At 63.9% G+C, this 25173-nt stretch carries 23 protein-coding genes and 1 tRNA gene; 14 read left to right on the top strand and 10 right to left on the bottom strand.

Annotated features, from left to right (window positions below):
• Positions 1–72: 72 nt before the first annotated feature.
• From folP to phoR, 9 genes are all read left to right on the top strand, one after another.
• Positions 73–969: a dihydropteroate synthase gene (gene folP, locus ACTHNR_RS14960; RefSeq protein ID WP_440548456.1), complete on the top strand. Its 897-nt coding sequence runs from the start codon at positions 73–75 to the stop codon at positions 967–969.
• A 48-nt stretch (positions 970–1017) separates the two neighbouring features.
• Entirely contained in the window at positions 1018–2376 is a 1359-nt protein-coding gene (gene glmM, locus ACTHNR_RS14955) for a phosphoglucosamine mutase (RefSeq protein ID WP_440548432.1), read from the top strand.
• 256 nt (positions 2377–2632) lie between these two features.
• Entirely contained in the window at positions 2633–3664 is a 1032-nt protein-coding gene (pstS, locus tag ACTHNR_RS14950; protein ID WP_440548431.1) for a phosphate ABC transporter substrate-binding protein PstS, read from the top strand.
• A 132-nt stretch (positions 3665–3796) separates the two neighbouring features.
• Positions 3797–4780: a phosphate ABC transporter permease PstC gene (gene pstC, locus ACTHNR_RS14945; protein ID WP_440548430.1), complete on the top strand. Its 984-nt coding sequence runs from the start codon at positions 3797–3799 to the stop codon at positions 4778–4780.
• Positions 4777–5673, top strand: coding sequence for a phosphate ABC transporter permease PstA (gene pstA, locus ACTHNR_RS14940; RefSeq protein WP_440548429.1), 897 nt, complete (start codon positions 4777–4779; stop codon positions 5671–5673). The genes pstC and pstA overlap by 4 nt, the downstream gene beginning before the upstream one ends.
• Positions 5674–5692: 19 nt before the next feature.
• Positions 5693–6541, top strand: a complete 849-nt coding sequence (gene pstB, locus ACTHNR_RS14935; RefSeq protein ID WP_440548428.1) for a phosphate ABC transporter ATP-binding protein PstB — start codon at positions 5693–5695, stop codon at positions 6539–6541.
• A gap of 18 nt (positions 6542–6559) precedes the next feature.
• The gene (gene phoU, locus ACTHNR_RS14930; RefSeq protein ID WP_440548427.1) at positions 6560–7264 is read left to right on the top strand and encodes a phosphate signaling complex protein PhoU; all 705 of its coding nucleotides are present in this window, start codon (positions 6560–6562) and stop codon (positions 7262–7264) included.
• A gap of 31 nt (positions 7265–7295) precedes the next feature.
• The gene (phoB, locus tag ACTHNR_RS14925) at positions 7296–7997 is read left to right on the top strand and encodes a phosphate regulon transcriptional regulator PhoB (protein WP_440548426.1); all 702 of its coding nucleotides are present in this window, start codon (positions 7296–7298) and stop codon (positions 7995–7997) included.
• A 66-nt stretch (positions 7998–8063) separates the two neighbouring features.
• Positions 8064–9377 carry a phosphate regulon sensor histidine kinase PhoR gene (phoR, locus tag ACTHNR_RS14920; RefSeq protein ID WP_440548425.1) on the top strand — a complete coding sequence of 438 codons (1314 nt, stop codon included), beginning with the start codon at positions 8064–8066 and terminating at the stop codon, positions 9375–9377.
• 90 nt (positions 9378–9467) lie between these two features.
• Here phoR and ppk1 read toward each other — a convergent pair whose 3' ends face one another.
• Entirely contained in the window at positions 9468–11531 is a 2064-nt protein-coding gene (ppk1, locus tag ACTHNR_RS14915) for a polyphosphate kinase 1 (RefSeq protein ID WP_440548455.1), read from the bottom strand.
• 310 nt (positions 11532–11841) lie between these two features.
• Here ppk1 and ppx point away from each other — a divergent pair, with 310 nt between their 5' ends.
• Positions 11842–13353 carry an exopolyphosphatase gene (gene ppx / locus ACTHNR_RS14910; RefSeq protein ID WP_440548424.1) on the top strand — a complete coding sequence of 504 codons (1512 nt, stop codon included), beginning with the start codon at positions 11842–11844 and terminating at the stop codon, positions 13351–13353.
• A 54-nt stretch (positions 13354–13407) separates the two neighbouring features.
• On the opposite strand, the gene ACTHNR_RS14905 is transcribed toward ppx, so the two are convergent.
• A complete protein-coding gene (locus ACTHNR_RS14905) occupies positions 13408–14211 on the bottom strand; it encodes a GNAT family N-acetyltransferase (RefSeq protein WP_440548423.1) in 804 nt (267 codons plus the stop codon).
• 137 nt (positions 14212–14348) lie between these two features.
• Positions 14349–14822: a SixA phosphatase family protein gene (locus ACTHNR_RS14900; RefSeq protein ID WP_440548422.1), complete on the bottom strand. Its 474-nt coding sequence runs from the start codon at positions 14820–14822 to the stop codon at positions 14349–14351.
• 162 nt (positions 14823–14984) lie between these two features.
• Here ACTHNR_RS14900 and ACTHNR_RS14895 point away from each other — a divergent pair.
• The 3 genes from ACTHNR_RS14895 (at position 14985) to ACTHNR_RS14885 (ending at position 17589) form a co-directional block, all read left to right on the top strand.
• Positions 14985–15061, top strand: a tRNA-Pro gene (locus ACTHNR_RS14895).
• Between the two features lie 355 nt (positions 15062–15416).
• Positions 15417–15719 carry a hypothetical protein gene (locus ACTHNR_RS14890; RefSeq protein WP_440548421.1) on the top strand — a complete coding sequence of 101 codons (303 nt, stop codon included), beginning with the start codon at positions 15417–15419 and terminating at the stop codon, positions 15717–15719.
• A 151-nt stretch (positions 15720–15870) separates the two neighbouring features.
• Complete coding sequence (locus tag ACTHNR_RS14885) at positions 15871–17589, top strand: sensor histidine kinase (protein ID WP_440548454.1); 1719 nt, start codon at positions 15871–15873, stop codon at positions 17587–17589.
• A 23-nt stretch (positions 17590–17612) separates the two neighbouring features.
• Here ACTHNR_RS14885 and ACTHNR_RS14880 read toward each other — a convergent pair whose 3' ends face one another.
• The 4 genes from ACTHNR_RS14880 to wrbA form a co-directional block, all read right to left on the bottom strand.
• Positions 17613–18425, bottom strand: coding sequence for a metallophosphoesterase (locus ACTHNR_RS14880; RefSeq protein ID WP_440548420.1), 813 nt, complete (start codon positions 18423–18425; stop codon positions 17613–17615).
• A 63-nt stretch (positions 18426–18488) separates the two neighbouring features.
• The gene (locus ACTHNR_RS14875) at positions 18489–19925 is read right to left on the bottom strand and encodes an FAD-binding oxidoreductase (protein ID WP_440548419.1); all 1437 of its coding nucleotides are present in this window, start codon (positions 19923–19925) and stop codon (positions 18489–18491) included.
• Positions 19926–20050: 125 nt separating this feature from the next.
• Positions 20051–20479 (bottom strand): DUF2069 domain-containing protein, encoded by a 429-nt coding sequence (locus tag ACTHNR_RS14870; protein ID WP_440548418.1) that lies wholly within the window; start codon positions 20477–20479, stop codon positions 20051–20053.
• Entirely contained in the window at positions 20476–21078 is a 603-nt protein-coding gene (gene wrbA / locus ACTHNR_RS14865; RefSeq protein WP_440548417.1) for an NAD(P)H:quinone oxidoreductase, read from the bottom strand. The genes ACTHNR_RS14870 and wrbA overlap by 4 nt, the downstream gene beginning before the upstream one ends.
• An 89-nt stretch (positions 21079–21167) precedes the next feature.
• On the opposite strand from wrbA, the gene ACTHNR_RS14860 reads away from it, so the two are divergent.
• Positions 21168–22469, top strand: a complete 1302-nt coding sequence (locus ACTHNR_RS14860) for a YihY family inner membrane protein (RefSeq protein WP_440548416.1) — start codon at positions 21168–21170, stop codon at positions 22467–22469.
• Between the two features lie 52 nt (positions 22470–22521).
• Here the strand turns inward: ACTHNR_RS14860 and ACTHNR_RS14855 are convergent, their stop codons facing one another.
• The 3 genes from ACTHNR_RS14855 to ACTHNR_RS14845 all read right to left on the bottom strand — a co-directional run bounded on the left by ACTHNR_RS14855 (position 22522) and on the right by ACTHNR_RS14845 (position 25146).
• Positions 22522–22842, bottom strand: a complete 321-nt coding sequence (locus tag ACTHNR_RS14855) for an Mpo1-like protein (RefSeq protein WP_440548415.1) — start codon at positions 22840–22842, stop codon at positions 22522–22524.
• Positions 22843–22996: 154 nt separating this feature from the next.
• Positions 22997–23833, bottom strand: a complete 837-nt coding sequence (locus ACTHNR_RS14850; protein ID WP_440548414.1) for an alpha/beta fold hydrolase — start codon at positions 23831–23833, stop codon at positions 22997–22999.
• On the bottom strand, positions 23830–25146 hold the full coding sequence (locus tag ACTHNR_RS14845; protein WP_440548413.1) for an O-acetylhomoserine aminocarboxypropyltransferase: 1317 nt from the start codon (positions 25144–25146) through the stop codon (positions 23830–23832). Before ACTHNR_RS14845 ends, ACTHNR_RS14850 begins: the two co-directional genes overlap by 4 nt.
• Between the last annotated feature and the right edge of the window lie 27 nt (positions 25147–25173).

The following is a 25173-nucleotide window of genomic DNA, read 5'->3' as shown; positions in this document are numbered from 1 at the left end:
GAGCTTCGAGTTCCGAGCAGCAGGCGCGCCGGCGTCTCCCGGCTGCCTTCACTTTTTTGTCGTTCCGTGTCGATTCCTGAGCCCCTCCGTCCCGCTATCCCCGAACCGCTCGTCTGCGGGCGCTTCACGCTGACGTTTTCGCGCCCGCTCGTCATGGGCATTCTCAATGTCACGCCCGATTCGTTTTCGGACGGCGGGCGTTACGCCGCGCGCGACGACGCCCTGCGTCAGGCCGAACGGATGCTGGCGGACGGTGCGGACATCATCGATATCGGCGGCGAGTCGACGCGCCCCGGCGCGCCGGCCGTCCCGCTCGCGCAAGAATTGGAACGCGTCGCTCCGATTGTCGAGGCGCTGGCCGGCATGAACGTGCCCCTGTCGATCGACACGTACAAGCCCGAGGTCATGCGCGCGGCGCTGGCGGCGGGCGGGGACCTCATCAACGACATTTGGGGTTTGCGCCGCCCGGGCGCCGTCGATGCGGTGCGCGACACGAACTGCGGCCTGTGCGTCATGCATATGCTCGGAGAGCCGCAGACAATGCAGCGCGGCGAGATCGATTATGGAGACGTCGTCGACGATGTGCGCACGTTCCTGCAGGGCCGTGTCGAAGCGTTGACACAAGCGGGCATCGCGCGCGAACGAATCTGCGTCGACCCTGGTTTCGGTTTCGGCAAGGCCACGCGCGAGCATAATTTCGCGCTGCTGGCACGTTTGCGCCAAAGCGCACCGATGCCTGCCGCGGGTGGAGCGCCGTTCCCTATCTTGGCCGGCATGTCGCGCAAGTCGATGCTGGGCGCGGTGACCGGGCGCAACGCCCCGGCCGAGCGCGTGGCGGCGAGCGTGGCGGCGGCCGTCTGCGCGGTGGAGCGGGGGGCGGCGATCGTCCGCGTGCACGACGTCGCGGAAACCGTCGACGCGTTGAAGGTATGGGCCGCCGTTCGCGAGGCGCAAGACGCCGTTCGCTGACGGACAGAACAAACGAATCAATACACTCGAGAGCAAAAGGATCCAAGGATGGCACGTCGTTACTTCGGCACAGATGGCGTTCGGGGGAAGGTGGGCGAGGCGCCGATCACGCCCGACTTCGTGTTGCGGCTCGGCTATGCGGCCGGCAAAGTGCTGGCGCAGGCGGACCGATGGGCGAACGCCGGGTCGCGGCCGACGGTGTTGATCGGCAAGGACACGCGCGTATCGGGCTACATGCTCGAAGCCGCGCTCGAATCGGGATTTTCGGCCGCGGGGGTGGACGTGATGCTCGCCGGGCCGATGCCGACGCCGGGTGTGGCCTATCTGACGCGGGCGCTGCGCTTGGCGGCAGGCGTCGTCATCAGCGCCTCGCACAACCCCTACTACGACAACGGCATCAAGTTCTTCAGCGCCGACGGCAACAAGCTGCCGGACGAAGTCGAACTGCGGATCGAGGAGCAGCTCGAGCAGCCGCTAGTCTGCGCGAGCTCCGAGCAGCTCGGCAAGGCTCGGCGTTTGGACGACGCGGCCGGGCGTTACATCGAGTTCTGCAAGAGCACGTTCCCGGCGTCGTTCGATTTGCACGGGCTCAAGCTCGTCGTCGATTGCGCGCATGGCGCGGCGTACGACATCGCGCCGCACGTCTTTCATGAACTCGGCGCCGACGTGGTGCCGATCGGCGTTGCGCCGAATGGTTTCAACATCAACGACGGCGTCGGTGCGACCGCACCGGACGCATTGGTCCGGGCCGTGCGCGCGAACAAGGCCGATCTGGGCATCGCGCTGGATGGCGACGCCGACCGCCTGCAAGTGGTCGACGCATCGGGCCGGCTTTTCAACGGCGACGAATTGCTCTATGTCCTCGTCAAGGACCGTATGGCCACCGAGGGACGCGTGCCCGGCGCCGTGGGTACGTTGATGACGAACATGGCCGTGGAAGTCGCGCTGGCGCGCGAGGGCGTGCCGTTCGTGCGCGCGGCGGTGGGCGACCGGTATGTGCTCGAGCAGTTGCGCGAGCGCGGCTGGCAATTGGGCGCTGAGGGCTCAGGACACATTTTGTCGCTGGATCGGCATTCGACGGGAGACGGCATCGTCTCCGCGTTGCTCGTGCTCGCGGCGATCAAGCGCAGCGGACGTACGCTCGCGCAACTGCTCGAGGGCGTCGCCCTGTTCCCGCAGCAGCTCATCAACGTCCGGATGCGGCCCGGCGCCGATTGGAAGAAGAGCGACGCCATCGCTCAGGCCGTGGCGCAGGCCGAGCGCGCCCTCGACGGTACCGGGCGCGTGCTGATTCGCGCCTCGGGCACCGAGCCCGTTCTGCGCGTGATGGTCGAGGCGAGCCAGCGGGATGCGGCGGTGCGTCACGCGCAAGACATCGCACGCGTGGTGGAGCAGTCCACCACCTGAACCGCGTCGCATGTAACCACCCATGGAAAAACGCTGCCGAGGCAGCGTTTTTCGTCTACGCTTGTGCTGCTGCGCGGGACGTGTTGCCTGCATCTTCCCCTAATTCACGGCATTTTACGCGAATTGCATGGCGAACCTTTCGTTTGGAAAGCTAAACGTCATGTACGCTTCATCGGTAGTCATATTACTGTCACAGTTTCGACCTAATCTTCGCGGTGTCGCGCATACACGACCACACCACTGGGGGATTATTTCCATGAAATTGATGCAAACCGCGTTCGCTGGCTTGGCCGGCGTGCTCTTCGCCGTTTCCGCGCAAGCCGCCGACATCACCGGCGCGGGCAGCACCTTTGCCGCACCGCTTTACACGAAGTGGGCCGACGCCTACGTTAAGTCGGGCGGCGGTAAGGTCAACTATCAAGGCATCGGTTCGGCAGGCGGTATCAAGCAAATCGAAGCAAAGACCGTGGACTTCGCCGGTTCGGACATGCCGCTCAAGGACGACGAGCTCGAAAAGCAGGGTCTCTTCCAGTTCCCGACGGTGGTCGGCGGCGTGGTGCCGGCCGTCAACCTGCCGGGTATCAAGGCCGGCGAGCTGACGCTGTCGGGTCAAGTCCTGGCCGACATCTACCTGAACAAGATCACGAAGTGGAACGACCCGGCTATCGCCAAGCTGAACCCGGGCGTGAAGCTGCCCGATACGGCAATCGCCGTGGTGCGCCGCGCCGATGGCTCGGGCACGACGTTCATCTGGACCGACTACCTGTCGAAGGTTAGCCCGGAATGGAAGTCGAAGGTGGGCGAAGGCACGACGGTCAATTGGCCGACTGGTACGGGCGGCAAGGGTAACGACGGCGTCGCCGCGTTCATCCAGCGTCTGCCGGGTGCGATCGGTTATGTCGAGTGGGCCTACGTGAAGCAAAACCACATGGTCTACACGAAGATGCAGAACCACGACGGCAAGGTCGTGACTCCGGATACGGCCACGTTCGCGGAAGCCGCAAAGGGAGCTGAATGGAACAAGTCGTTCTATCAGATCCTGACGGACGAGCCGGGCGCTCAAGCATGGCCGATCGTCGGCGCGACGTTCGTCCTGCTGCACAAGTCGCAAGACAAGGCTCAGCAAGGTGCGGAAACGCTGAAGTTCTTCGGCTGGGGCTTCAAGAACGGCAGCGACGCCGTGACCTCGCTCGACTACATTCCGCTGCCGAAGTCGGTGACGGCCGAGATCGAGAAGCAATGGAAGGCGAACGTGAAGGACGCTTCGGGCAAGGCTGTTGCCGAGTAAGCAGGCTTGATGCGGTAGTACGCAACACCGAGTAGGTAGTCAGAAGGAAGGCCCGGCAAAGCGAGTGCGCTTTGCCGGGCACGGCCCCATCGGCCGCGCCATCCGGGTAGCGGCCACAGCATACGGGTTCACATGTCCGACACTCGCCTCATGTCGACCACGCCGGCCGAGCACGCTCAGCGCGCGCCGAGCCACCTCGGCGACTTCATCTTCGGCAATCTCGCACGCCTCGCTGCGATCGTCACGCTGGTGCTGCTGGGCGGCATCATCGTCTCGCTGATTGTCGAATCGCTGCCGACGATCGAAAAATTCGGCTTGCACTTTCTATGGAGCGCCGACTGGGATCCACCCAGCGACGTCTACGGAGCCCTGGTACCGGTTTACGGCACGCTCGCGACCTCGATCATCGCGCTCATCATCGCGGTGCCCGTCAGCTTCGGCATCGCGCTGTTTCTGACCGAGCTCTCGCCGGTCTGGCTGCGCCGCCCGCTCGGCATCGCCATCGAATTGCTCGCCGCCATTCCGTCGATCGTCTACGGCATGTGGGGCTTGCTCGTGTTTTCGCCGATCTTCGCGACGTATTTCGAGCAGCCGCTCGGCGCCGTCCTCGGGCCGCTGCCGATCATCGGCGCGCTGTTCAAGGGCCCCCCGATCGGCATCGGCATTCTTTGCGCGGGCGTCATCCTCGCGATCATGATCATTCCGTACATCGCCTCGGTCATGCGCGACGTGTTCGAAGTCACGCCCGTGCTGCTGAAGGAGTCGGCCTACGGCATCGGTTGCACGACGTGGGAGGTGATGTGGAAGATCGTCCTGCCGTTCACGAAGAGCGGGGTCATCGGCGGCGTCATGCTTGGCCTCGGCCGCGCGCTCGGTGAAACCATGGCCGTGACGTTCGTGATCGGCAACACGAATCTGCTCGACAACGTCTCGCTGTTTTCCCCCGGCAACAGCATTACGTCGGCGCTCGCGAACGAATTCGCCGAAGCGGGCCCGGGCCTGCATACCTCGGCATTGATGGAGCTTGGCTTGATTCTGTTCGTCATCACCTTCATCGTGCTTGCGATTTCGAAGCTGATGCTGCTGCGTCTCGAGAAGGCGGAGGGCACGAAATGAGCGGCCCCTCGATGCACATCCCCGGTTCGGCGAGCCCCGAAGTGTTCGCCGCCACGCGCGATCGCCTGCAGCGCCGCCGCCGCACCGTCAACGCCATCGCCCTGACGATGTCGCTGGCCGCGATGGCGTTCGGTCTGCTCTGGCTCGTGTGGATTCTCTATACCACGCTGAGCTTGGGCGTCGGCGGCTTGTCGCTCTCGCTGTTTACGCAATCGACGCCGCCGCCGAACACAGACGGGGGCGGTCTGGCGAACGCGATCGTCGGCACGCTGATGCTGGTCGGCGCCGCGACGGTGCTCGGCACGCCGATCGGCGTGCTCGCCGGCGTCTATCTGGCCGAGTACGGCCGAAAGGGCTGGCTTGCGAGCACGACGCGCTTCATCAACGACATCTTGCTGTCGGCGCCGTCGATCGTCGTGGGCTTGTTCGTCTACGCGATCGTCGTTGCGAAGATGGGGCACTTTTCGGGCTGGGCCGGCATGGTATCGCTTGCGCTGCTGCAGATTCCGATCGTGATCCGCACGACCGAAAACATGCTGAACCTCGTGCCCAATGCGTTGCGCGAGGCAGCGTTTGCGCTTGGCGTGCCGAAGTGGAAGATGGTGCTGTCGATCACGCTCAAGGCCTCGCTTGCGGGCGTGATGACGGGCGTGCTGCTCGCTATCGCCCGAATCGCCGGCGAGACCGCGCCGCTGCTGTTCACGGCCTTGTCGAACCAGTTCTACTCGGTCGACATGAACCAGCCGATGGCGAATCTGCCCGTCACCATCTACAAATTCGCAATGAGTCCGTTCCCGCAGTGGCAATCGCTCGCGTGGGCCGGTGTTTTCCTGATTACTCTCGGCGTGCTCGGATTGAACATCCTCGCGCGTGCAATGTTCGGCAAGAAGTAAAGCCCCGGAGCGCCCAATCATGAACATGGCTGAAAGTCACCTTTCCCAAGTCGAGCGTCCTGCCGCTCCCGTCGGTTTCGAACCGGCTGCAGGCGAGCGCCCGCTCGCACCCGCGGCGCCGAAGATCGAAGTGAAGGATCTGAACTTCTTCTACGGCAAGTACCACGCGCTCAAGAACATCAACCTTGCCATTCCCGAGGGCAAGGTGACGGCGTTCATCGGACCGTCGGGCTGCGGCAAGTCGACCCTCTTGCGCACGTTCAACAAGATGTTCGCCCTCTATCCGGAGCAGCGCGCCGAAGGCGCGATCATGATGGACGGCGAAAACCTGCTCACGACCAAGCGCGACATTTCCCTGCTGCGCGCTCGCGTGGGCATGGTTTTTCAAAAGCCGACGCCGTTTCCGATGTCGATCTACGACAACATCGCGTTCGGCGTGAAGATGTTCGAATCGCTCTCGCGCTCGGAGATGGACGACCGCGTCGAATGGGCCTTGACGAAGGCGGCGCTCTGGACGGAAGTGAAGGACAAGCTCAACCAGAGCGGCTACGGCCTGTCGGGAGGTCAGCAGCAACGTTTGTGCATCGCCCGGGGTATCGCGATCCGCCCGGAAGTGCTGCTGCTCGACGAACCGTGCTCGGCGCTCGACCCGATCTCGACGGGCCGCGTCGAGGAACTCATCGCCGAGTTGAAAAACGATTACACGGTCGTCATCGTGACGCACAATATGCAACAAGCGGCGCGTTGCTCCGACTTCACGGGGTACATGTATCTGGGCGAGCTGATCGAGTTCGGCGATACGGAAAAGATCTTCATCAAGCCGGTCCGCAAGGAAACCGAGGACTACATCACCGGCCGCTTCGGCTGATGAATTAAGGAGACAGCGATGTCGGACAAGCATCTGTCGAGCCAATTCGACGCGGACCTCAATCTGGTTTCGTCGAAGGTATTGGAAATGGGCGGTCTCGTCGAGGCGCAGATTACGCGCGCGATGCAGGCCTTGAATGAATTCGACGCGGGTATCGCCGACCAGGTGATCGCTGCCGAGGAAACGGTCAACACGATGGAAGTCGTGATCGACGAAGAGTGCAGCAATGTCATCGCGCGCCGCCAGCCGGCCGCGCGCGACCTGCGCCTCTTGCTGGCCATTTCGAAGACGATCACGAACCTCGAGCGTGCCGGCGACGAGGCCGAGAAGATCGCCAAGCGCGTCAAGCGCTTGATGGAAGACGGTGCGGCGCGCACCGTGAATATCGCCGAGATCAAGGTGTCCGGCGACATGGCCGTGTCGATTTTGCGCCGCGCGCTGGATGCGTTCGCTCGGCTCGACACGGTGGCGGCCGCGCAGATCGTGCGCGACGACAAGGCGATCGACGAGGAATTCCGCGCATTCGTGCGCAAGCTCGTGACATACATGATGGAGGATCCGCGCACGATTTCGGCGGGACTCGAATTCTTGACCATCGCGAAGGCCATCGAGCGGATCGGCGATCACGCGAAGAACATCGCCGAGTTCATCATCTATATCGTGAAGGGCACCGACGTGCGCCATAAGTCGCGCGACGCCCTCGAACGCGAAGCCCTTAGTTAATCGTATAGACCGTATCAAGAGGTAGGTGACGATGCCGAGCAGCATTCTCATCATTGAAGATGAGCCCGCGATTTCCGAACTGATTTCCGTCAACTTGCAGCATGCAGGGCATTGCCCCATTCGCGCCTATAACGCGGAGCAGGCGCAGGCGCTGATCAGCGACGTGCTGCCCGATCTCGTGCTGCTGGACTGGATGTTGCCGGGCAAGTCGGGCATTGCGTTCGCGCGCGATTTACGCAACAACGAGCGCACGAAGCACATTCCCATCATCATGCTGACGGCCCGCGGCGACGAGCAGGACAAGGTGCTCGGCCTCGAAATCGGCGCGGACGACTATGTCACGAAGCCGTTTTCACCGAAGGAGCTGATGGCGCGCATCAAGGCCGTTCTGCGCAGGCGCGCGCCCCAGTTGACGGAAGACGTCGTCGCGATCAACGGACTCAAGCTCGATCCGGCCACGCACCGCGTCGCCGCGAATTCGTCCGGCAGCGAGATCAAGCTCGATCTCGGTCCGACCGAATTCAGGCTGCTGCACTTTTTCATGACGCATCCCGAGCGCGTGCATAGCCGCACGCAATTGCTCGACCAAGTCTGGGGCGACCACGTGTTCGTCGAAGAGCGGACGGTGGACGTGCATATCAAGCGCCTGCGGGCCGCGCTCAAGCCGGCGGGATGCGATGCTATGATCGAAACGGTGCGCGGCAGCGGCTATCGTCTCGCCAAGAGCGCGTAACGCGCCGCCGGGTGCGCCGCGCGGGGAAATTGCGGCGCACTTTTCATTCGATTCACCGACAACGCCATGAACATCATTTGGGCGCGCTCGATCGTATCGCTCCTGCTGCTCGCGCTCGTCTGCGCGGCGATCGCGGCCGTCACGAGCGTGCGCACCGCCTTGATCGTCGCCGCCGTGGCGCTCGTCGCGCAAACGCTGTTTTCCACCTATCACACGGAGCGCCTTTGGCGTCTGCTCGATGCGCCGGTCTACGGCGAAGTGCCGAGCGCGCCCGGCATCTGGGGCGAGATTTATTACCGGCTGCACAAGCTCGCGAAGCAGTGGCACGCCCAAGTGCGCCAAGTGGAGCAGCAGCACTCGCGCTTCATCCAGGCTATTCAAGCTTCGCCGAACGGCGTGGCGATGCTCGACGATCACGATCAAATCGAATGGTGCAATGCGATCGCGGAGGAGCATTTCGGCCTCGACGCAAAACGCGATCTGCGCCAGCACATCACACACCTCGTGCGTCACCCAGATTTCGTGCGCTATTTGAGTTTGCATCAGTACGACGAAATGCTGATCATGCGGGGCATGGGCGACAAACGGCAGAACGTGCTGTCCGTACAGGTATTTCCGTACGGCGAAAATCGGAAGCTCGTGCTGTCGGCCGACATCACCGAACTCGAACGAACCGATGCGATGCGCCGCGATTTCGTCGCGAACGTCTCACACGAGCTGAAGACCCCGCTCACGGTGCTTTCGGGTTTTCTCGAAACGATGCGCGAAATCCCGCTAGAACAGGCCGATCGCGATCGTTACCTGGAGCTCATGGATCAGCAGGCCTCGCGCATGCGCAACATCGTCGACGACTTGCTGGTGCTCGCGAAGCTCGAAGGCGATGCGAAGCCGCCCAGCGATCGCGCGATCGACATGGGCGCTGTCATCTCGCACCTGCGGGAAGATGCCGCGAATCTGTCGGGGGGGCGCCATCAATTCGGATTCACGGCCGACGAAAGTTTGACGGTGTCCGGTGCGCAGACGGAAATCTTGAGCGCGCTCGGCAATCTCGTGACGAACGCGATCCGTTACACGCCCGACGGCGGTTCGATCGACGTCGTGTGGAAGCAGGTCGGCGGCGAGGCCGTGTTTTCAGTAACCGATACCGGTTTGGGCGTCCCCGCCGCGGACATTCCGCGCTTGACCGAGCGCTTTTATCGGGTCGATCGCAGCCGCTCGCGCGATACGGGCGGCACGGGGCTCGGGCTTGCCATCGTCAAGCACGTGCTGCAGCGGCACGATGCGACGCTCGAGGTCAAGAGCGAAGAGGGCCGGGGCAGCACGTTCAGCGTGCGCTTTCCCGCGCAACGCACGATGCGCCGGCAGCCGGCGCACGCATAAGGCGAAGCTGGCCGCATCGATCGCTCGTCGATCGGTGCGGCGCGTCGAGCGTCTGTCGCTTTTGGCCGGCGGTTAAATGCAACCGGCGCGTCAGCAGCCGAACTTCAGCAGCAAACCCACCTGTGCGTTGCGCGAGGCCTTGCCGGGGCGGCTGCGGCGGTAGTGGCCATCGCTTTGCATGACCCAGGCCGATTGATTGTCGCCCAGCAAAACAGAAAGCCCCTCGGCGATGACGCGCCGTTTCAGGCGCCGATCGTTGATCGGGAAGGCCACCTCCACGCGGCGGAAAAAGTTGCGGTCCATCCAGTCGGCACTCGACAGATAGACGCGCTCCTTGCCGTCGGCGAAGAAATAGAAGATTCGATGATGCTCGAGGAAGCGCCCCACGATCGAGCGCACCGAGATGTTTTCCGAAAGTCCTTCCACGCCCGGCTGCAATGAGCACACGCCGCGCACGATCAGATCGATTTTCACGCCCGCTTGCGAGGCCTCGTACAGTTCGGCAATGACGGTCGGCTCGAGCAGGGCGTTCATCTTTGCGACGATGCGCGCTTTTTTCCCCGCGCGCGCATTGTCGGCTTCCGTGCGAATCGCTTCGACGAGCTTCGGGTGTAGCGTGAACGGCGATTGCCAGAGTTCGTGCAATGTTAGTTCGCCGCCGATGCCGGTCAATTGCTGGAACACGTGATGGACGTCTTCGCAGATGCGCTGGTCGGCCGTCATAAGGCCGAAATCGGTGTACAGCCTCGCCGTGCGAGGATGATAGTTGCCCGTACCCAGGTGCGCGTAGCGCTTGAGCGTGGACTTGCCGTTATGCGTCGTGCGACGAACGATCAGCATCATCTTGGCGTGGCACTTGTGACCCACCACGCCATAGACCACGTGTGCGCCGACGGCCTCGAGCTGAGACGCCCAATTGATGTTCGTTTCTTCGTCGAAACGCGCGAGCAGTTCGACGACGACCGTGACCTCCTTGCCGTTTCGCGCCGCTTGCATGAGCGCGTCCATCAGCGGCGAATCGGTGCCCGTGCGGTAGATCGTCTGCTTGATGGCGACGACGTTCGGATCCTGCGCAGCCTGCAGCAGCAGTTCAAGTACGGGCTGAAAGCTCTCGTAGGGATGATGGAGCAGAACGTCGCCTTGATCGAGCGTGTCGAAGAGGTTCGCCGCATTGGCCAGCACCGGCGGGGTGGCCGGCACGTGGGGGACGAATTTCAGATCGGGACGATCGACTAGGTCGGGCAGCTGCATGAGCCGCACCAGATTGACCGAGCCTTCGACGCGATAGCAATCTTTTTCGCTCAGCCCGCTCTCGTCGAGCAAGCGGCGCACGAGGTGCGGCGGCGTGTCGGCCGACACTTCGAGGCGTACGGCGTTGCCGAGGTGGCGCGCCGGCAGCTCGCCTTGGAGGGCGACGCGCAGATTCGTGATTTCGTCCTCGTCGACGAACAACTCGCTGTTGCGCGTGATGCGAAATTGGTTGCAGCTGCGGATCGTGAGATTCGGGAACAGCTCGTGCACGAAGCGCTGCATGAACGAGCTGAGCAGCACGAAGCCGTAGGCGAAGCCCGAAAGCTCCTGCGGCATGTGCACGAGCCGCGGCAGTGCGCGCGGCGCCTGGACGATGCCCATGACGGCTTGGCGGCCGAATGCGTCCTTGCCTTCGAGTTCGACGACGAAGTTCAGGCTCTTGTTCAGCACGCGGGGAAACGGGTGAGCGGGATCGAGGCCGATCGGCGTCAGTACGGGCAGAAGCTCGTCGACGAAGTAGCGGCGCGCCCATTCGGTCTGCGCCTCGGTCCACGTTTCCCAGCTATGAAAATAGATGCCCTCTTGCTCGAGCGCGGGCAGCACCGTCTCGTGCAGCATCGCATACTGACGGTTCACGAGCTTGTGCGCACGTTCCACGACGAGATCGTAGACGTGCTGCAGTGACATGCCGTCGGGCGCGAGGGTGCCCGGGTTATCGCGCATTTGCTCCTGCAGCCCCGCCATGCGCACTTCGAAGAACTCGTCGAGGTTGCTGCTCGTGATGCAGATGAAACGTAGTCGCTCGAGCAGCGGCACGGAGGGATCGGCGGCTTGTGCGAGGACGCGCTCGTTGAAGCCTAAAATGCCTAACTCACGGTTCAGCAGAGGGTAGCGCAGAGACATCGGCAGCAAATGAGAGGGGTCGGATGAAGATACGAACGGGCGCTCGGACATTCTCATAATTCGGTGTCAATGCGATGAAAAGTCATACTGTCACTTATTCTACGGACATTTGGTGCAACATTGAGGCCGAAAAGTGGTACAGCACGCTGCGCGCCGGGGTCCGATGGCAGCCCTTACGGTTCCTGAGACCGCAATCGTCCACCGAGACCAAATACTATTTGCTTAAAATGGCGTTTTTGAACAGCGCCGCGCGGCCCCGGGCGAATCGCACCGGGCCGGTCGTCCCAGCTAACGAGAGCTCGCTTTCTTCATGCCCAATACCCCGCACCTTCTTGCGTCGGTCGATCTCGGCTCGAATAGTTTTCGGCTGATCGTCGGCCGCGTCGAGGAAACGCCCGCCGGCGCGCAAATCTATCAGGTCGATGCGCTGCGCGAGCCGGTTCGGCTCGCGGCCGGGTTGTCGGCCGACAAGATGCTCGATCGCGCTTCTCAAGTGCGTGCCTGGGATGCGCTCAAACGCTTCGGCGAGCGGCTGCGCGATTTTCATCCGGACCATGTGCGCGCGGTCGCCACCAATACCTTGCGCGTCGCCAAGAACGCGCCCGAGTTTCTCGGTGAAGCGCAAAGCGCGCTCGGTTTTCCGATCGAAGTGATCGCGGGCCGCGAGGAGGCCCGCCTGATCTACGCGGGCGCCGCGCATTCGGTGCCGGCTATTTCCGGCAAGCGCCTTGTCGTGGACATCGGTGGCGGCTCGACGGAGTTCATCATCGGCCAGCACTACACGCCGCTGGTGATGGAAAGCCTTTACATCGGCTGTGTGAGCCACAGCCGAACCTTCTTTCCGGCCGGCAACGTCGACGAATACACGATGCGTCAGGCCGAGCTTGCCGCCAAGCGCGAAATTCAAATCATCTCGCGCGAATACAAGCAGGCTGGCTGGGATCAGGCGATCGGCTCGTCGGGCACCGCGCGTGCGTTGGCCGAACTCGTCGAAGCCAACGGTTTCAACGATCCGGGCATTAGCCACGGCATTTCGCGCGGGGGGCTGGAACGCCTCAAGCGCGCGCTCATCAAGGCCGAGAACGTCAATCGGCTCAAGCTGGTGGCGCTCAAACCCGATCGCGTTCCGGTACTAGCAGGCGGCTTGTCGATCATGTTGGCCGTCTTCGAAGAGCTTGGGATCGATTACGTCGATACGACCGACGGGGCGCTGCGCCTGGGCGTGCTTTACGATCTGCTGGGCCGCACGCAGCACGAAGACATGCGCGCCGTGACCGTCGAAGGGTTCATGCGCCGTTATGGCGTCGATCGGGCGCAAGCAGAGCGGATCGGCGATCTCGCGGTCGGGTTTTACGATCAGCTCGGCGAGACCGATCGCGAGCGTTTGGAAGAAGGGCGCGTGTTTCTCGGGTGGGCGGCCGCGCTGCACGAGATCGGTTTGTCGATCTCGCACAGCGCGTACCACAAGCATTCGGCGTATATCGCGAGCAACGCCGATATGCCGGGCTTCTCGCGCACGGATCAAGCTCGGCTGGCCGCCCTCGTCCTCGGCCATGCCGGCAAACTGGGCAAGCTGTCGCAGGCGCGCGAAGTCGAATGGCCGCTGTTGTTCTGCTTGCGCCTAGCGGCGTTGCTGTGTCGGCGCCGTACCGATGTCGGCCTGCCCGGCATCCGCGTGGCGAAGTCGAACGGCGGCTACGAGGTGCGCTTGCCGAACGAGTGGGTGGCGGGCAACCCACTGACCGACTACAGCTTGATTCAAGAGGCGGCGGAGTGGGAGAAGGTCGGCATCCGCTATCGGGTCATCTATACGGACGAATGATCATGCCAAGGCCGAAGCGCTAGCTGCCCTTCGGCCCTGGGCAGCCGAGCCGTCTCAGCCGAGGAAATGCCGCGCGTAACGGGCGTTGATGTCCGACAGACGGAACAGCGTCAGGAAATCGGCACAGTTGAAGTCGGGATCCCAGGCCGGCGCGCCGCAAATTTTCGCGCCTAGGCGCAGATAGCCTTTGACGAGCGGCGGCGGCGCGACGCGCACGCCGGTGCGCAATTCCTCGACCGGCAGCGGCGTATGCGCGAACGCGCGATACTCGGGGCTCGTCATCGCATTCTCGCGTAGCGATTCGTACAGGTTCGCCGCGAAGTGTCCGCCGTCGGCCATCGGCACGCTCGCGCAGCCGAGCATCGTTTCGTAGCCGTTTTGCATCATGTAGGTACCGAGGCCGCCCCACAGCGACATGATGACCGATCCGCTGCGATAGTCGGCGTGCACGCAGGAGCGGCCGACTTCGACCATCTTCGCACGCAGGTGAGCGAGGCGGGACAGGTCGAATTCGCCTTCGGCGTAAAGGCGGCCGATACGGGCGGCTTGATGCGGCGGCAGTACGCGGTAGGTCCCGACGACTTGAAGCGTGTCGAGGTCGCGCACGATCAAGTGATCGCAATAAGCGTCGAATGCATCGACATCGAGGCCGGCGGGGCCGGACACGCTTGCACCCATCTCTTCGGCGAACACGCGATAGCGCAGGCGCTGTGCTTCGCGGAGCTCTTCATCGGTGCGCGCCCAGACCACCTGCAGACGATGCTCTTGTGTAACGGTTTCTTTTTCGCGCGGCAGACGGCGGCGCGAATCGAGCGGAATCGAAGCGAGGGGCAGGGTGGGCGTCGGCAGATCTCGCATGGGGGTTCCTGGTTCCTAATGACTATGAAAGGAATGCTGGGTCTTCGCCAATGTAGTAACGGGCGATGACGTTTGCATGGCAAATGCATGTCGATGCGATGACATGTCGCGCGACAGACACGCGCATTTCATTTTGGCTAGATCAAGTCAGGGGAGAGCACCGCGCGGACGACGACTTGGCCCGGGCCGCCGCGACGGGCGTCGCCGCGGTCGCGGCTCGCGAGCCACCACAGGCCGCCTTTTTTGATGGTCCATTCGGCGCTTTCGCCCGCCACGAGTTGCGAGACGACGAGGCCGAGTGTGGGCTGATGGCCGACGATGACCACGGTGGGACCGATGCCATCGGGCCAGCCCGCGGCGCAGAGAACCGCTTCGGGCGAAGCGCCCGGGCCGATGACTTCTACTGTGCGATATTGATCCGTCAGCGTTTCGACGGTCTGCACGGTGCGCGCGGCCGGGCTCGCGAGGATCACCGCATCGGGGCTCAGGCGGTGTCTAAGCCATTTTGCGACGCTTTGCGCCTGCTTGCGGCCGCGGGTGGTGAGCTGCCGGGCGGCGTCGCTCGTGGCCGAGTCCTCGGCTTCCGCATGACGCCAGAGAATCAATTCCATGTCGTTGCCTCCTTTAGCTTGGGGCGCGGTTGCGCCATCGGTCATCGGATGCAAAACGGCTAGAGGGACGAACTCGAGCGCCGCAGCCCGAGCCGCGACGAAAGTCATCGTGTCGCGGCGATTGACCTCAGGCATACAGGCCGGCTAGAATCCAGGATTCGTCGGAGCGTAGCGCAGCCTGGTAGCGCATCTGATTTGGGATCAGAGGGTCGAAGGTTCGAATCCTTTCGCTCCGACCATAGGAATCAAGCACTTAGCCCAGTCCTCGAGACTGGGCTTTTTGCTTTTCGGCGCTTGTGCAACCGCCGCAAGAGCGCGTCCCGCTGAAAACAAGATACAACACCCTTCCATATATTGCAGCGAGGCGCTGCGATGCATCGCCATTCGGCAGACCGAGGGTGCGCAAGAACGTCCCTTTTGAGACAGGCATACTGCTTGACGGTCCCATGGGATCATTCGATAGAACGTCGCAGCAACTAAAGGAGCCTGTCGATGGGGACAGTCACTGACCTGGGTGGCCACGCGGAAGCGCTCGCGTCACCGCCCTCGCGCCGCCGGATTGACAGGGGCGGCGGGGGCGGAGATGATGGTCGCATGGAAGCCAGAATCTCAGCGCTTGAAGGCGCACACCTCGAAACGCGCGATCGCCTTGCGAGGATCGAAACTCGTCTAGACCATATGGCCACGAAGGCGGATCTCAACGCGGCGGTCGCCACTTTTGAAAGGGCGTTCGCCGGGGTCGAGAAGTCGTTCGCCGGAGTCGAGAAGTCGTTCGCCGGGGTTGAGAAGTCATTCGCGCATATCGAAAAGTCCTTGCACGCGCTGACTTGGCGCATCATTGGGTCGTGCGCCCTCCTCGTGGCTGCAGCGTTTTTCATTGCCAAGCACGTTAGCTAGCACCCGCGACGCAGATCGTGGCTAGCCACGCTCACACATCTTGAATCCCAGCGGTTTCGTAGTTTCAGCTTTCCTCACCGGTGGTCCCGTCCCATAATATGGCGATTACGCGTGACGCCGGAGGCGCATGCGATCGGATGCGGGGGCCAATTTGGGCGAGTCGACCGACGAAGCGCGGGTATTCATTTCGACGTTGCAACCCGCACGCCGAGAACGGTTGCTTGCGCTTGGCGCGGTGGCGGGGTCCGTCATCGTCTTCGTTGCATTGGCGCCTTTCGCCAAGACCCATCTCACGCCCGTCTGGGCATTTGTGCCGATCTATCAATCGGCGCTCGCAGTCTGCGATCTCTTGACGGCCGCTTTGTTCATCGGGCAGTTCAGCATTTTGTTCTGGCGGCCGCTGCTATTTCTGGCAGGCGGCTATCTCTTTTGCGCCTGCATGGCGATCGCGCATACGCTGTCGTTCCCTGGTTTATTCGCGCCGACAGGGGTGCTCGGTGGTGGCGCCCAGACCACCGCGTGGCTTTACATGATGTGGCACGGCGCATTTCCACTCGCCATCATCGGCTACGCGCGCGCTCGCTCGCCCAGCGAGCGCGGGCGCCCAGCGGCGCCGTGGCGCCCTGCGCTGACTTGCATCGTCTTGGCTGTCTCGACGGCATGCGTCATGACCGCGATCGCAACCGCCGGTCACGCTTGGTTGCCGCCGATCATGCGCGGCTCGCACGAGGCGGGCGCCATTGTCTGGGTCGTATCCGTCGTTTGGGCGTTGAACTTCGTCGCGCTGGCGGCGCTGATCGCCCGGCGCGCTCGCACCTTGCTCGATCTCTGGATGATCGTGGTGCTCTGCGCCTGGATTTTCGATATCGCACTGTCGGCGGTCTTCAATCACGCGCGCTTCGATCTCGGCTTTTATGCCGGACGCATCTACGGCCTCATTGCATCGAGTTTCGTTCTCGTCGCGCTGACCTTCGACAACATCAAGCTCTACTCGCGAGTCGTACAGGCGCTCGACCGGGAGCGCGCCGAACATCGCCTCGTGCAGCAGCGTACCGCCCAGTTGAACGACGCGAAGGCGCAACTCGAAGCGCGCGTGGCGGCGCGTACGGCTGCACTGGCGGAGTCCAATCGCGATCTGATGCGCGAAGTCGCCGAGCGCAAGCGCGCCGAGGCTGCGCTCGTTCTATCGCAGACGGAACTGCGCGAGGTGGCAGCGATCGGTAGTTCCGCGCGGGAGCAAGAGATGCGGCGAATATCGCGCGAACTGCACGACGAACTCGCGCAGACCCTCGCGACCTTGAGAATCGAAGCCGACCGCTTGCGTGAATCCATTGCGGGCCAACTCGTCGATAACGGAATGGAGCGCCGGCTGGTCGGCATGCGGTCGCTGCTGGACGATGCAGTGGCGTCGACACGGCGGATCGCGTCGGACTTACGCCCGCTCGTGCTCGACGATCTGGGCTTCGTGGCCGCGACGCAGTGGCTCGTGCAGAGCTTCATGCAGCGCAGCGGCATCGAATGCGAGCTGACCGTCGAGCCTGCCGACCTCGAACTCGACGAACCCTACGCCACGGCGACGTTTCGCATCCTGCAGGAGTCGCTCACGAACGTGGCGCGTCATGCGCACGCTTCGCACGTCGCGGTGGGGGTCCGGCGCGAACCGGATCGAGTCGTTCTGAAGGTTCGAGACGACGGTGTCGGCTTCGACCCCGCGCGGCCGCGCAAACCAGGCTCGTTCGGGTTGGCGGGATTGCGCGAGCGTGCCTATCTCGTCGAAGGCGAACTCAGCATCGAGTCGGCCCCCGGACGGGGCACGACCATCGAAGTGCACATTCCTCTGCGCACGGCAACGGACAGGGCATTGTCGTAGCGCTCTCTCGTTCGTGCGGCCGGTCACAGTTCGACGATCTTGTTCCAATCGAACAGTGGGTTTTCCAGGCGGTTTCGGCGTCGATCGACATAGCCGCGCGGATTGCAGACGACGCGCGTTCCATTGGCCACGTAGTCGAACGGCGTATGCGTGTGACCGTGAATCCACAAATCGACGGGCGGCCCGACGAGATCGGCCAGATGACTGACGAAGCCGGCCGAGGCGAGATCGTCCGCGAAGCGTTCGGCCAGGCTGTCGCGATGCGGCGCGTGATGGCTGACCACGATCGTCTTGCCTGCGAACGGCTTGGCCAATTCTTGTTGGAGCCAGTTGCGCGCATGCGCATGCAGGGCAAGCGTGTCGGCTGGCGTGAATAGACGCGGCGCCTCGGTTGCGCTCGCGCTCGACGGCCATGTCACTTGGATCGGACCTCGGAAATCGAGCATGACCTTTTCGGCGGCGGCAATCGATGCGTCGAGCGCTTCAGGGCTCGCGCCGAACAACTCGAAGTCGGTCCACAACGTGGTGCCGAGTACGCGCCAACGGCCGTCGGGAGAGACCAGCGACGCATTGTTCAGGTACTGAACGCGATCGACGCTTAGCGCCGCGTCGCGCATCGCCACCTCGAGTGCGCCGAATTCACCGTCGTAGTATTCGTGATTGCCGGGCACATAGACCACGGGCGCGTCATCTTCGAACGTTTCCGCCGCCCAGCGAATGCCTTCGGCATGATTGTGAATGTCGCCTGCCAGAATGACGAGATCGGCCTGTGCATGAGGAATGACCTCAGGCTCGTCGCACTCCAAGTGCAGGTCGGACAATACGCGAATTTTCACGGAGCGCCTCGTGTTCGATGTGCACGCACGATACGCCGGACCCATGTGGTCCGGCGACGATGCTTAGCGTAGCACTTTGCCCGGGTTCATTAAGCCGTGCGGGTCCAGTGCCGCTTTGATCGCACGCATCAATCTTATTTCCAGATCCGATTTGTAGTGCGTCAACTCGTCCACTTTCAGCTGACCGACGCCGTGCTCGGCACTGAACGTGCCTAGATGTCGGTGCACGTTCTCATAGACGATGCGGTTCAAGGGCGCCTGATACTGCGCGAGGAAAGCCCGCGCGTCGCCGCCTTCCGGCGCTTGGACGTTGTAGTGGAGGTTCCCGTCGCCGAGATGGCCGAACGTGACCATCCGCGCGCCGGGCGCGGCCGCTGCGATCGCCGCGTCGGTTTCCTCGATGAACGTACCGATTCGTGAGATCGGCACCGCGATATCGTGCTTGATGTTCAGGCCTTCCTCGGCCTGCGCGAGCGGAATATGCTCGCGCAGATCCCAAAACGCACGCGATTGCGCGAGGCTTTCCGCAACGACGGCGTCTTCCACGAGTCCTGATTCGAGCGCTTGTTCCATCATGCGTTCGAACAGGCTGCGCGCGTGCGCTTCGCTCTCGTTGTCCGACAGTTCCAGCAGTACGATTTGGGCGTGCGGCTGGTCGAACGGGTAGCGCAACTGCGGGTAGTGCTTGCCGACGAGACGCAAACAAAAATCGGACATGATCTCGAAGCCTGTCAGCAGCGGGCCGGCGCACTGTTGCGCGAGCGCGAGAAACTCGAGGGCGGTGTGAGGCGACGCGAGCGCCGCCAGCGCCGTGACGCGCGCGGCCGGTAGAGGGTGCAACTTCATGACGGCGGCCGTGATGACGCCGAGCGTGCCTTCCGCTCCGATGTAGAGATCGCGTAAGTCGTAGCCGGTGTTGTCCTTGCGCAGCGCGCGCAGCCCATCCCAAATTTCGCCCTGCGGCGTGACGACTTCGAGCCCCAGACAGAGTTCGCGGGTATTGCCGTAGCGAAGCACGCCCGTGCCCCCCGCGTTGGTGGCTAGGTTCCCGCCGATCGTGCAGCTGCCTTCGGCGGCCAAGCTGAGCGGGAACAGGCGATCGGCTTGCCTTGCGTGACGCTGCACTTCGGCCAGGATCACGCCCGCTTCCACGGTGATGGTGTTGTTGTGCGGGTCGAGCGCCCGCACGCGATTCAATCGCGCGACGCTTACGACCGCTTGGCGGCCCGTGACGTCGGGCGTTGCGCCGCCCGCGAGGCCCGTGTTACCCCCTTGAGGCACGATCGCTACGCGATGTTCGTTGGCGAGCTTGAGGACGGCGGCCACTTCTTGTGTCGTGCCGGGCCGCAAAACGGCGCATGCGGCGCCCGTGTACCGGCGGCGCCAATCGGTCAGAAACGGCGCGGTGTCGTGCGGGTCGGTCAGGACGTGCGCGGCGCCGATGGCGTCGAGGCAGGCGACGACGAAGGCGTCTCGATCGGATGAAATGGTGTAGGTCATGGTGGTCGTCCGAAGCGTCTGGGTCGTCTTGAGCCCGCGCGAGGCGAAAGCTTGATGGTGAAGGCCCTCGATTGTCGATGCAGCATCGTACGCTCAAGGCTTGGCGGCGAGGCTGACCGAGCAGGCTAAGTCGAGCCGGTGTCTTGCGTCTCGCCCTGTTCGCGTCGTGCCGCTCGTGCCGCACGCTTGAACGGAGCAAGATAGGCCAGTGCGCAGCCGATGAACAGCGTCGCGACCGCCACCTCCACCCAAGCGAGCCGCGAAGACAGGCCGCGGTCGGTCATGCCGCGCACGATTCCCTCGGCCACGTACAGGAGCACCAGCATCGAGGCCCACTGCAGCGTGTAAAGCTTGCGCCGCCAAACGCCGGGCAGCGCGCATGCGAGCGGCAGCGCTTTGAGCACGAACGCCGATCCGCCTGGGCGCAGCGGCGCGAGCCAGCGCTCCCACGCCAGCGCCAGCACGATCAAGGCCACAAGCGAAAGCGTCGCGCCGAGCGCCCATCGGTCGCGCTGCGCGACGGTGGGCGAAGCGGGTTCGAGGCGCGTCGTCATGGGCGGCCCGCCAGCAGCGATGCCGTGCGGGCAAGTCGGGCGCCCAGAGCGACGGCCAACGTTTTCTCGTCGGCCGACAGCGGAGCCTCGCGCACCCCGACACCCGCGACATGCGACGCGCCGTAGGGCGTGCCGCCGGTTTGCGTGCTCGAAAGCGCGCTTTCCGTATAAGGAATGCCGACCATGAGCATGCCGTGGTGCAGCAGCGGCAGCATCATGGAGAGCAGGGTCGATTCCTGTCCGCCGTGCAAGCTGCCCGTGGAGGTGAATACGCAGGCGGGTTTGCCCGCCAAGGCGCCGCTCATCCACTGCGGCGTGGTGCCGTCGAGGAAGTATTTGAGCGATGCGGCCATGTTGCCGAAACGGGTAGGCGAGCCGAGCGCGAGGCCCGCGCATTCTTCGAGATCGCGCAGCTCGGCGTAGGGCGGGCCGTCGGGCGGAATGGCTGGGGCAGTCGCTTCGCTCACGGCGGAAACGGCCGGCACCGTTCTCACACGCGCCTGCATGCCGGGCACGCTGTCGACGCCTTGCGCGATGGACAACGCCAAATCGCGGGTGGCGCCGTGCCGGCTGTAATAGAGTACGAGGATGTCTTTCATAGGCTTGGATCGTGAGCGGCTTATTATAGGGGCGGGCACGCCGGCCCGCGCCGCCGGCTGCCGCCATCGAACGAAAAGGAGAACGATTCTTGCGGACGCTCAGTTCCGAACTGGACACGCTCAAACGTCTGGCGCGCTTCGCCGCGAAGCGCAGCGGGGAAGATCGCATCGCCCAAGTGGCGGGCAGCCTGACGTTTACGACGATGCTCGCGATCGTGCCGCTCGCGACCGTGGCGTTTGCCCTGTTCACGGCCTTTCCGATCTTCGCCAAATTCCAAGCGTCGCTGCAGATGTTTCTGGCGCAGCACTTCATGCCCGATCAGATCAACAACCAGATTTTCAAGTATCTGAATCAGTTCGCATCGAAAGCCAAGGGGCTGACGACGGCGGGCATGATCGTGTTGTTCGTGACGTCCGTCATGACGATGATGACGGTCGAATCGGCCTTCAATGTCATTTGGCGCGTGGCCAAGCCGCGCCCGTTCGCTCAGCGCGTGCTCGTGTACTGGGCGATCATCACGCTTGGCCCGTTATTGATTGGCGTGAGCTTATCGATTTCGTCGTATCTCTTCGCGCAATCCAGTCTGCTCTCGAACGGGCCCGTGCCGTCGGTGCTCGAATGGGCGTTGACGGGCGCGGCGCTGCCGCTGACAGCGCTCGCGTTCGCGCTGCTGTACGTTTATCTGCCGAACTGCTCGGTGGCATGGCGCGATGCGGTCGTGGGCGGGCTAATCGCGGCCGTCGCGTTCGAACTGGCCAAGCGCGGCTTCGGCTATTACGTGCGCCGCATGCCGACGTACACGGCCGTGTACGGCGCATTCGCGCTCGTGCCGTTGTTTCTGTTGTGGGTCTATCTCTGCTGGTTCATTACCCTCGCGGGCGCGACGATCGTTTCGGCGCTGCCGGCGATTCGTCTGGGACAGTTTCATAGGCGGCACTACGCGGGCAGCGACCTGCTCGATGCGTTGGAATTGCTCGTGCGCCTGGACGAAGGGCGCGAGGCGGGCAAGCCGGGGCTGACCATCGTCGAACTCTCGCGCCTGCTGCGCTGCGACCTCGATACCGTCACACGGCTGCTCGGCAAGCTTAGCCGGCGCGAGTGGGTGACCCGGCTGGCCGACGACACCGCACAGCGGTATGTGCTGATCGCGAATCCGGCGCAGGTGACGGTTGGGCGGCTCTTCGATATGTTCATTATCGATCGGGCCGAACTCGAGTATCAGCTGCGCCTCGACTCGACGCGCGTCGATACGGCGCTGCTGCTCGATGCGCTGCACAACCCCAAGCTGGAATTGTCGCTCGCGACACTGGTGGCGGCGCGCGCGGTGCGCGGCGCGCCCGGCGCCAGCGGCAGCGCGGCGCGCTCGCCGTGGCCGCATCCGGCGGCCTAGCAATGCGCGGACCGATTTTGGCCGGACGCTAGAGGACCTATCGTCGGCGGCGCTACAGCGCGATCTTCCCGATGCAGATGTCCTTGAACATCACCCAATCGCCCATCAGGCTGTAGACGGGATGCCGGAAGGTGGCGGGGCGGTTCTTTTCGAAGAAAAAGTGGCCGACCCACGCGAATCCGTAGCCGCAGACGACGGCCGCCGGAAGCCAGAGCCAGCCGCCCGTCGCGACGGCCATCGCCAAGCAGCCGATGACGCCGAGCGACCCGACGAAGTGCAGGCGGCGGCAGATCGCATTGCGATGCTCGCCGAGATAGAACGGATAGTACTCGGCGAAGCTCGAGAAATGGGCCGAATGAGCGCTGTGAGCCATCGCTTCCTCCCTTGTACTGAGCGGGCGCCGAGCCCGCCGCGCGAAGCGGCGCGGCGGCTCCGGCGCCGGTCCGAACGAAATCGCTCCGACCGTTACGGCCATTGTCCGGCGATCGCCCGGAAGGCGCAACCTGGCTGTTCGGCCCACTGTGACGTCACGCTCGTTGCGCTGCGGTGGCGGCGCGAGCGAACGCAAATAGGGCATCGAGCGTGGCGTCGGGCTGCTCGGACATCAGCGCATGACCGGCTTCCAGCGTGACGACATCCACCGGCGCACCCGCGGCCTCAAGGGCGGCGACTAGCGTTCGCGTGGCGCGCGGGGGCGTCATCATGTCCTTCGCGCCCAGCACGAGGCGCACCGCGCAGCGCACTTGCGCGGCGCGCTCTAGCCCCGCGACGTAGCCGTTGCAGGCGGCGAAATCCGTGTGAAACAAATTCGGTTCGCCGCGCGCCGATACGCGCTCCATGAGCCGCTGGTTAATGCCGTGCAGCCAAAAGCCCGGTCCTGGGCTTGACGGCTTGGCGGCGATCGTCGAATGCGACCAGCGGTTCACGAGGTCGATCGCTTCCGGTTCGCGGTTCAGCGCCGCGTCGAGCAGCGCGTCGGAAACCGCCATCGGCACAGCCGTCGCTACGAGGGCCGCGCCGAGCGCGCGCGCGGGATGCCGGCTTGCAAAATCGAGCGCCACGAGCGAACCCATGCTGTGCCCGACGACGAGCGCCGCCGTTATTCCCGCCGCGTCGAGAAGGGCGGCAAGCCAATCGGCCAGCGCTTCCACGGTCGTTTTTGCCGGCCCGTCGCTGCGGCAATGGCCGGGCAGATCGACGGCCAGCACGTTGAAGCCGTGATGCGCGACGTAGCGGCTCTGAAGGCCCCAGACGCTATGGTCGTGCTGCGCGCCGTGCACGAATACGACGGTCGGCTGTGCCGGGTCGAAGCGTTTGCCGCCCGTATAGGCGTACGCGGACTTGCCTTGGACGGTCAGGATCATGCGGACTCCTTCTTCGAGGGCGCGCCGGCCGGCTTGGTTGCGGCCTTGAGGGCGCGCTTGAGGTCGTCGATCAGATCGTCGGGATCCTCGAGACCGATCGACAGACGAATCGTGCCCTCCGCGATGCCGGCCGCCGCCAGCGCCGCGGCGTCCATACGAAAGTGCGTGGTCGAGGCTGGGTGAATGACGAGCGAGCGTGCGTCGCCGACGTTGGCAAGGTGCGAGAACAGCGTCAGCGTTTCGATGAAGCGGCGGCCGGCCGCACGATCGCCGCGCAGGTTGAAACTGACGACGGCGCCGGCGCCGCGCGGCAGCAAGCGCTTGGCCAACGCGTAATCGGGATGCGATTCGAGTTCCGGATACGCGACCGATTCGACGCCCGGCTGGGCGGCGAGGAATTCGACGATCTTGCGCGTGTTTGCAATGTGCCGCTCCATTCGCAGCGGCAGCGTTTCGATGCCCTGCAGCAGTTGCCAGGCCGCCTGCGGGTGCAGGCAAGCGCCGAAGTCGCGCAGCCCCTCCCGGCGGGCGCGCAGCAGAAAGGGCGCAACGGTGCTTTCCTCGGCGAACACCATGCCGTGAAAGCCGTCGTACGGCTCGGTGAACTCCGGAAAGCGGCCGGATGCGACGAAATCGAACGTTCCCCCGTCCACCAGCACGCCGCCGATCGTCGTGCCGTGGCCCCCGAGGAATTTCGTGGCCGAGTGATAGACGAAATCCGCGCCGTGCTCGAACGGCTTGACGAGGAATGGCGTCGTGAACGTCGAGTCGACGAGCAGCGGAACCGAGTGCTCGTGAGCGATGCCGGCCAGCGTTTCGATGTCGAGCACGTCTAGATTGGGATTGCCGAGCGTTTCGCCGAACAGCAGCCGAGTGTTGGGGCGCACCGCCGTGCGCCAAGCGTCCGGGTCGCCGGGTTTCACGAACGTCGTTTCGATGCCGAAGCGGCGCAGCGTGTAGTGCAGCAGATTGTGGGAACCCCCGTAAAGGGCGCTGGACGCGACAACGTGCGAGCCGGCGCCCATCAGCGTGGCGATCGCCAAGTGCAGCGCCGCCTGGCCGCTGGCCGTGCCGATCGCGCCGACGCCGTTCTCGAGCGCGGCGACGCGCTCCTCGAATACGGCGACGGTCGGATTCGAGATGCGCGAGTAGACGTGGCCGGCGCGCTCCATATTGAATAGAGCGGCGGCGTGGTCGGCGTCGCGGAAAACGAAGGCCGTGCTCTGATAGATCGGCGTGGCGCGGGCGCCGGTCGCGGGGTCGGGGGCCGCGCCGGCATGCAGCGCGAGCGTATCGAAGCGGTTGGCGGACATGACGTCGTCCGGGCGGGCGCCCGGCAA

The organism is Trinickia sp. (assembly GCF_051954495.1).
Taxonomy (GTDB): domain Bacteria; phylum Pseudomonadota; class Gammaproteobacteria; order Burkholderiales; family Burkholderiaceae; genus Trinickia.
Note: the sequence above shows the minus strand (reverse complement) of the source record. Positions and strands in the feature narration are given on the sequence as shown.

Bases quoted from the DNA above. Each gene is read 5' to 3' on its own strand.
- phoR (WP_440548425.1), top strand. From the start codon at position 8,064: ATGAACATCATTTGGGCGCGCTCGATCGTATCGCTCCTGCTGCTCGCG.
- pstB (WP_440548428.1), top strand. From the start codon at position 5,693: ATGAACATGGCTGAAAGTCACCTTTCCCAAGTCGAGCGTCCTGCCGCT.
- ACTHNR_RS14870 (WP_440548418.1), bottom strand. From the start codon at position 20,479: ATGACGACGCGCCTCGAACCCGCTTCGCCCACCGTCGCGCAGCGCGAC.
- phoB (WP_440548426.1), top strand. From the start codon at position 7,296: ATGCCGAGCAGCATTCTCATCATTGAAGATGAGCCCGCGATTTCCGAA.
- ppk1 (WP_440548455.1), bottom strand. From the start codon at position 11,531: ATGTCTCTGCGCTACCCTCTGCTGAACCGTGAGTTAGGCATTTTAGGC.
- ACTHNR_RS14900 (WP_440548422.1), bottom strand. From the start codon at position 14,822: ATGGAATTGATTCTCTGGCGTCATGCGGAAGCCGAGGACTCGGCCACG.
- glmM (WP_440548432.1), top strand. From the start codon at position 1,018: ATGGCACGTCGTTACTTCGGCACAGATGGCGTTCGGGGGAAGGTGGGC.
- ACTHNR_RS14905 (WP_440548423.1), bottom strand. From the start codon at position 14,211: ATGCGAGATCTGCCGACGCCCACCCTGCCCCTCGCTTCGATTCCGCTC.
- wrbA (WP_440548417.1), bottom strand. From the start codon at position 21,078: ATGAAAGACATCCTCGTACTCTATTACAGCCGGCACGGCGCCACCCGC.
- ACTHNR_RS14845 (WP_440548413.1), bottom strand. From the start codon at position 25,146: ATGTCCGCCAACCGCTTCGATACGCTCGCGCTGCATGCCGGCGCGGCC.
- phoU (WP_440548427.1), top strand. From the start codon at position 6,560: ATGTCGGACAAGCATCTGTCGAGCCAATTCGACGCGGACCTCAATCTG.
- ppx (WP_440548424.1), top strand. From the start codon at position 11,842: ATGCCCAATACCCCGCACCTTCTTGCGTCGGTCGATCTCGGCTCGAAT.
- ACTHNR_RS14875 (WP_440548419.1), bottom strand. From the start codon at position 19,925: ATGACCTACACCATTTCATCCGATCGAGACGCCTTCGTCGTCGCCTGC.
- pstA (WP_440548429.1), top strand. From the start codon at position 4,777: ATGAGCGGCCCCTCGATGCACATCCCCGGTTCGGCGAGCCCCGAAGTG.
- pstC (WP_440548430.1), top strand. From the start codon at position 3,797: ATGTCCGACACTCGCCTCATGTCGACCACGCCGGCCGAGCACGCTCAG.
- ACTHNR_RS14890 (WP_440548421.1), top strand. From the start codon at position 15,417: ATGGAAGCCAGAATCTCAGCGCTTGAAGGCGCACACCTCGAAACGCGC.
- ACTHNR_RS14855 (WP_440548415.1), bottom strand. From the start codon at position 22,842: ATGGCTCACAGCGCTCATTCGGCCCATTTCTCGAGCTTCGCCGAGTAC.
- pstS (WP_440548431.1), top strand. From the start codon at position 2,633: ATGAAATTGATGCAAACCGCGTTCGCTGGCTTGGCCGGCGTGCTCTTC.
- ACTHNR_RS14850 (WP_440548414.1), bottom strand. From the start codon at position 23,833: ATGATCCTGACCGTCCAAGGCAAGTCCGCGTACGCCTATACGGGCGGC.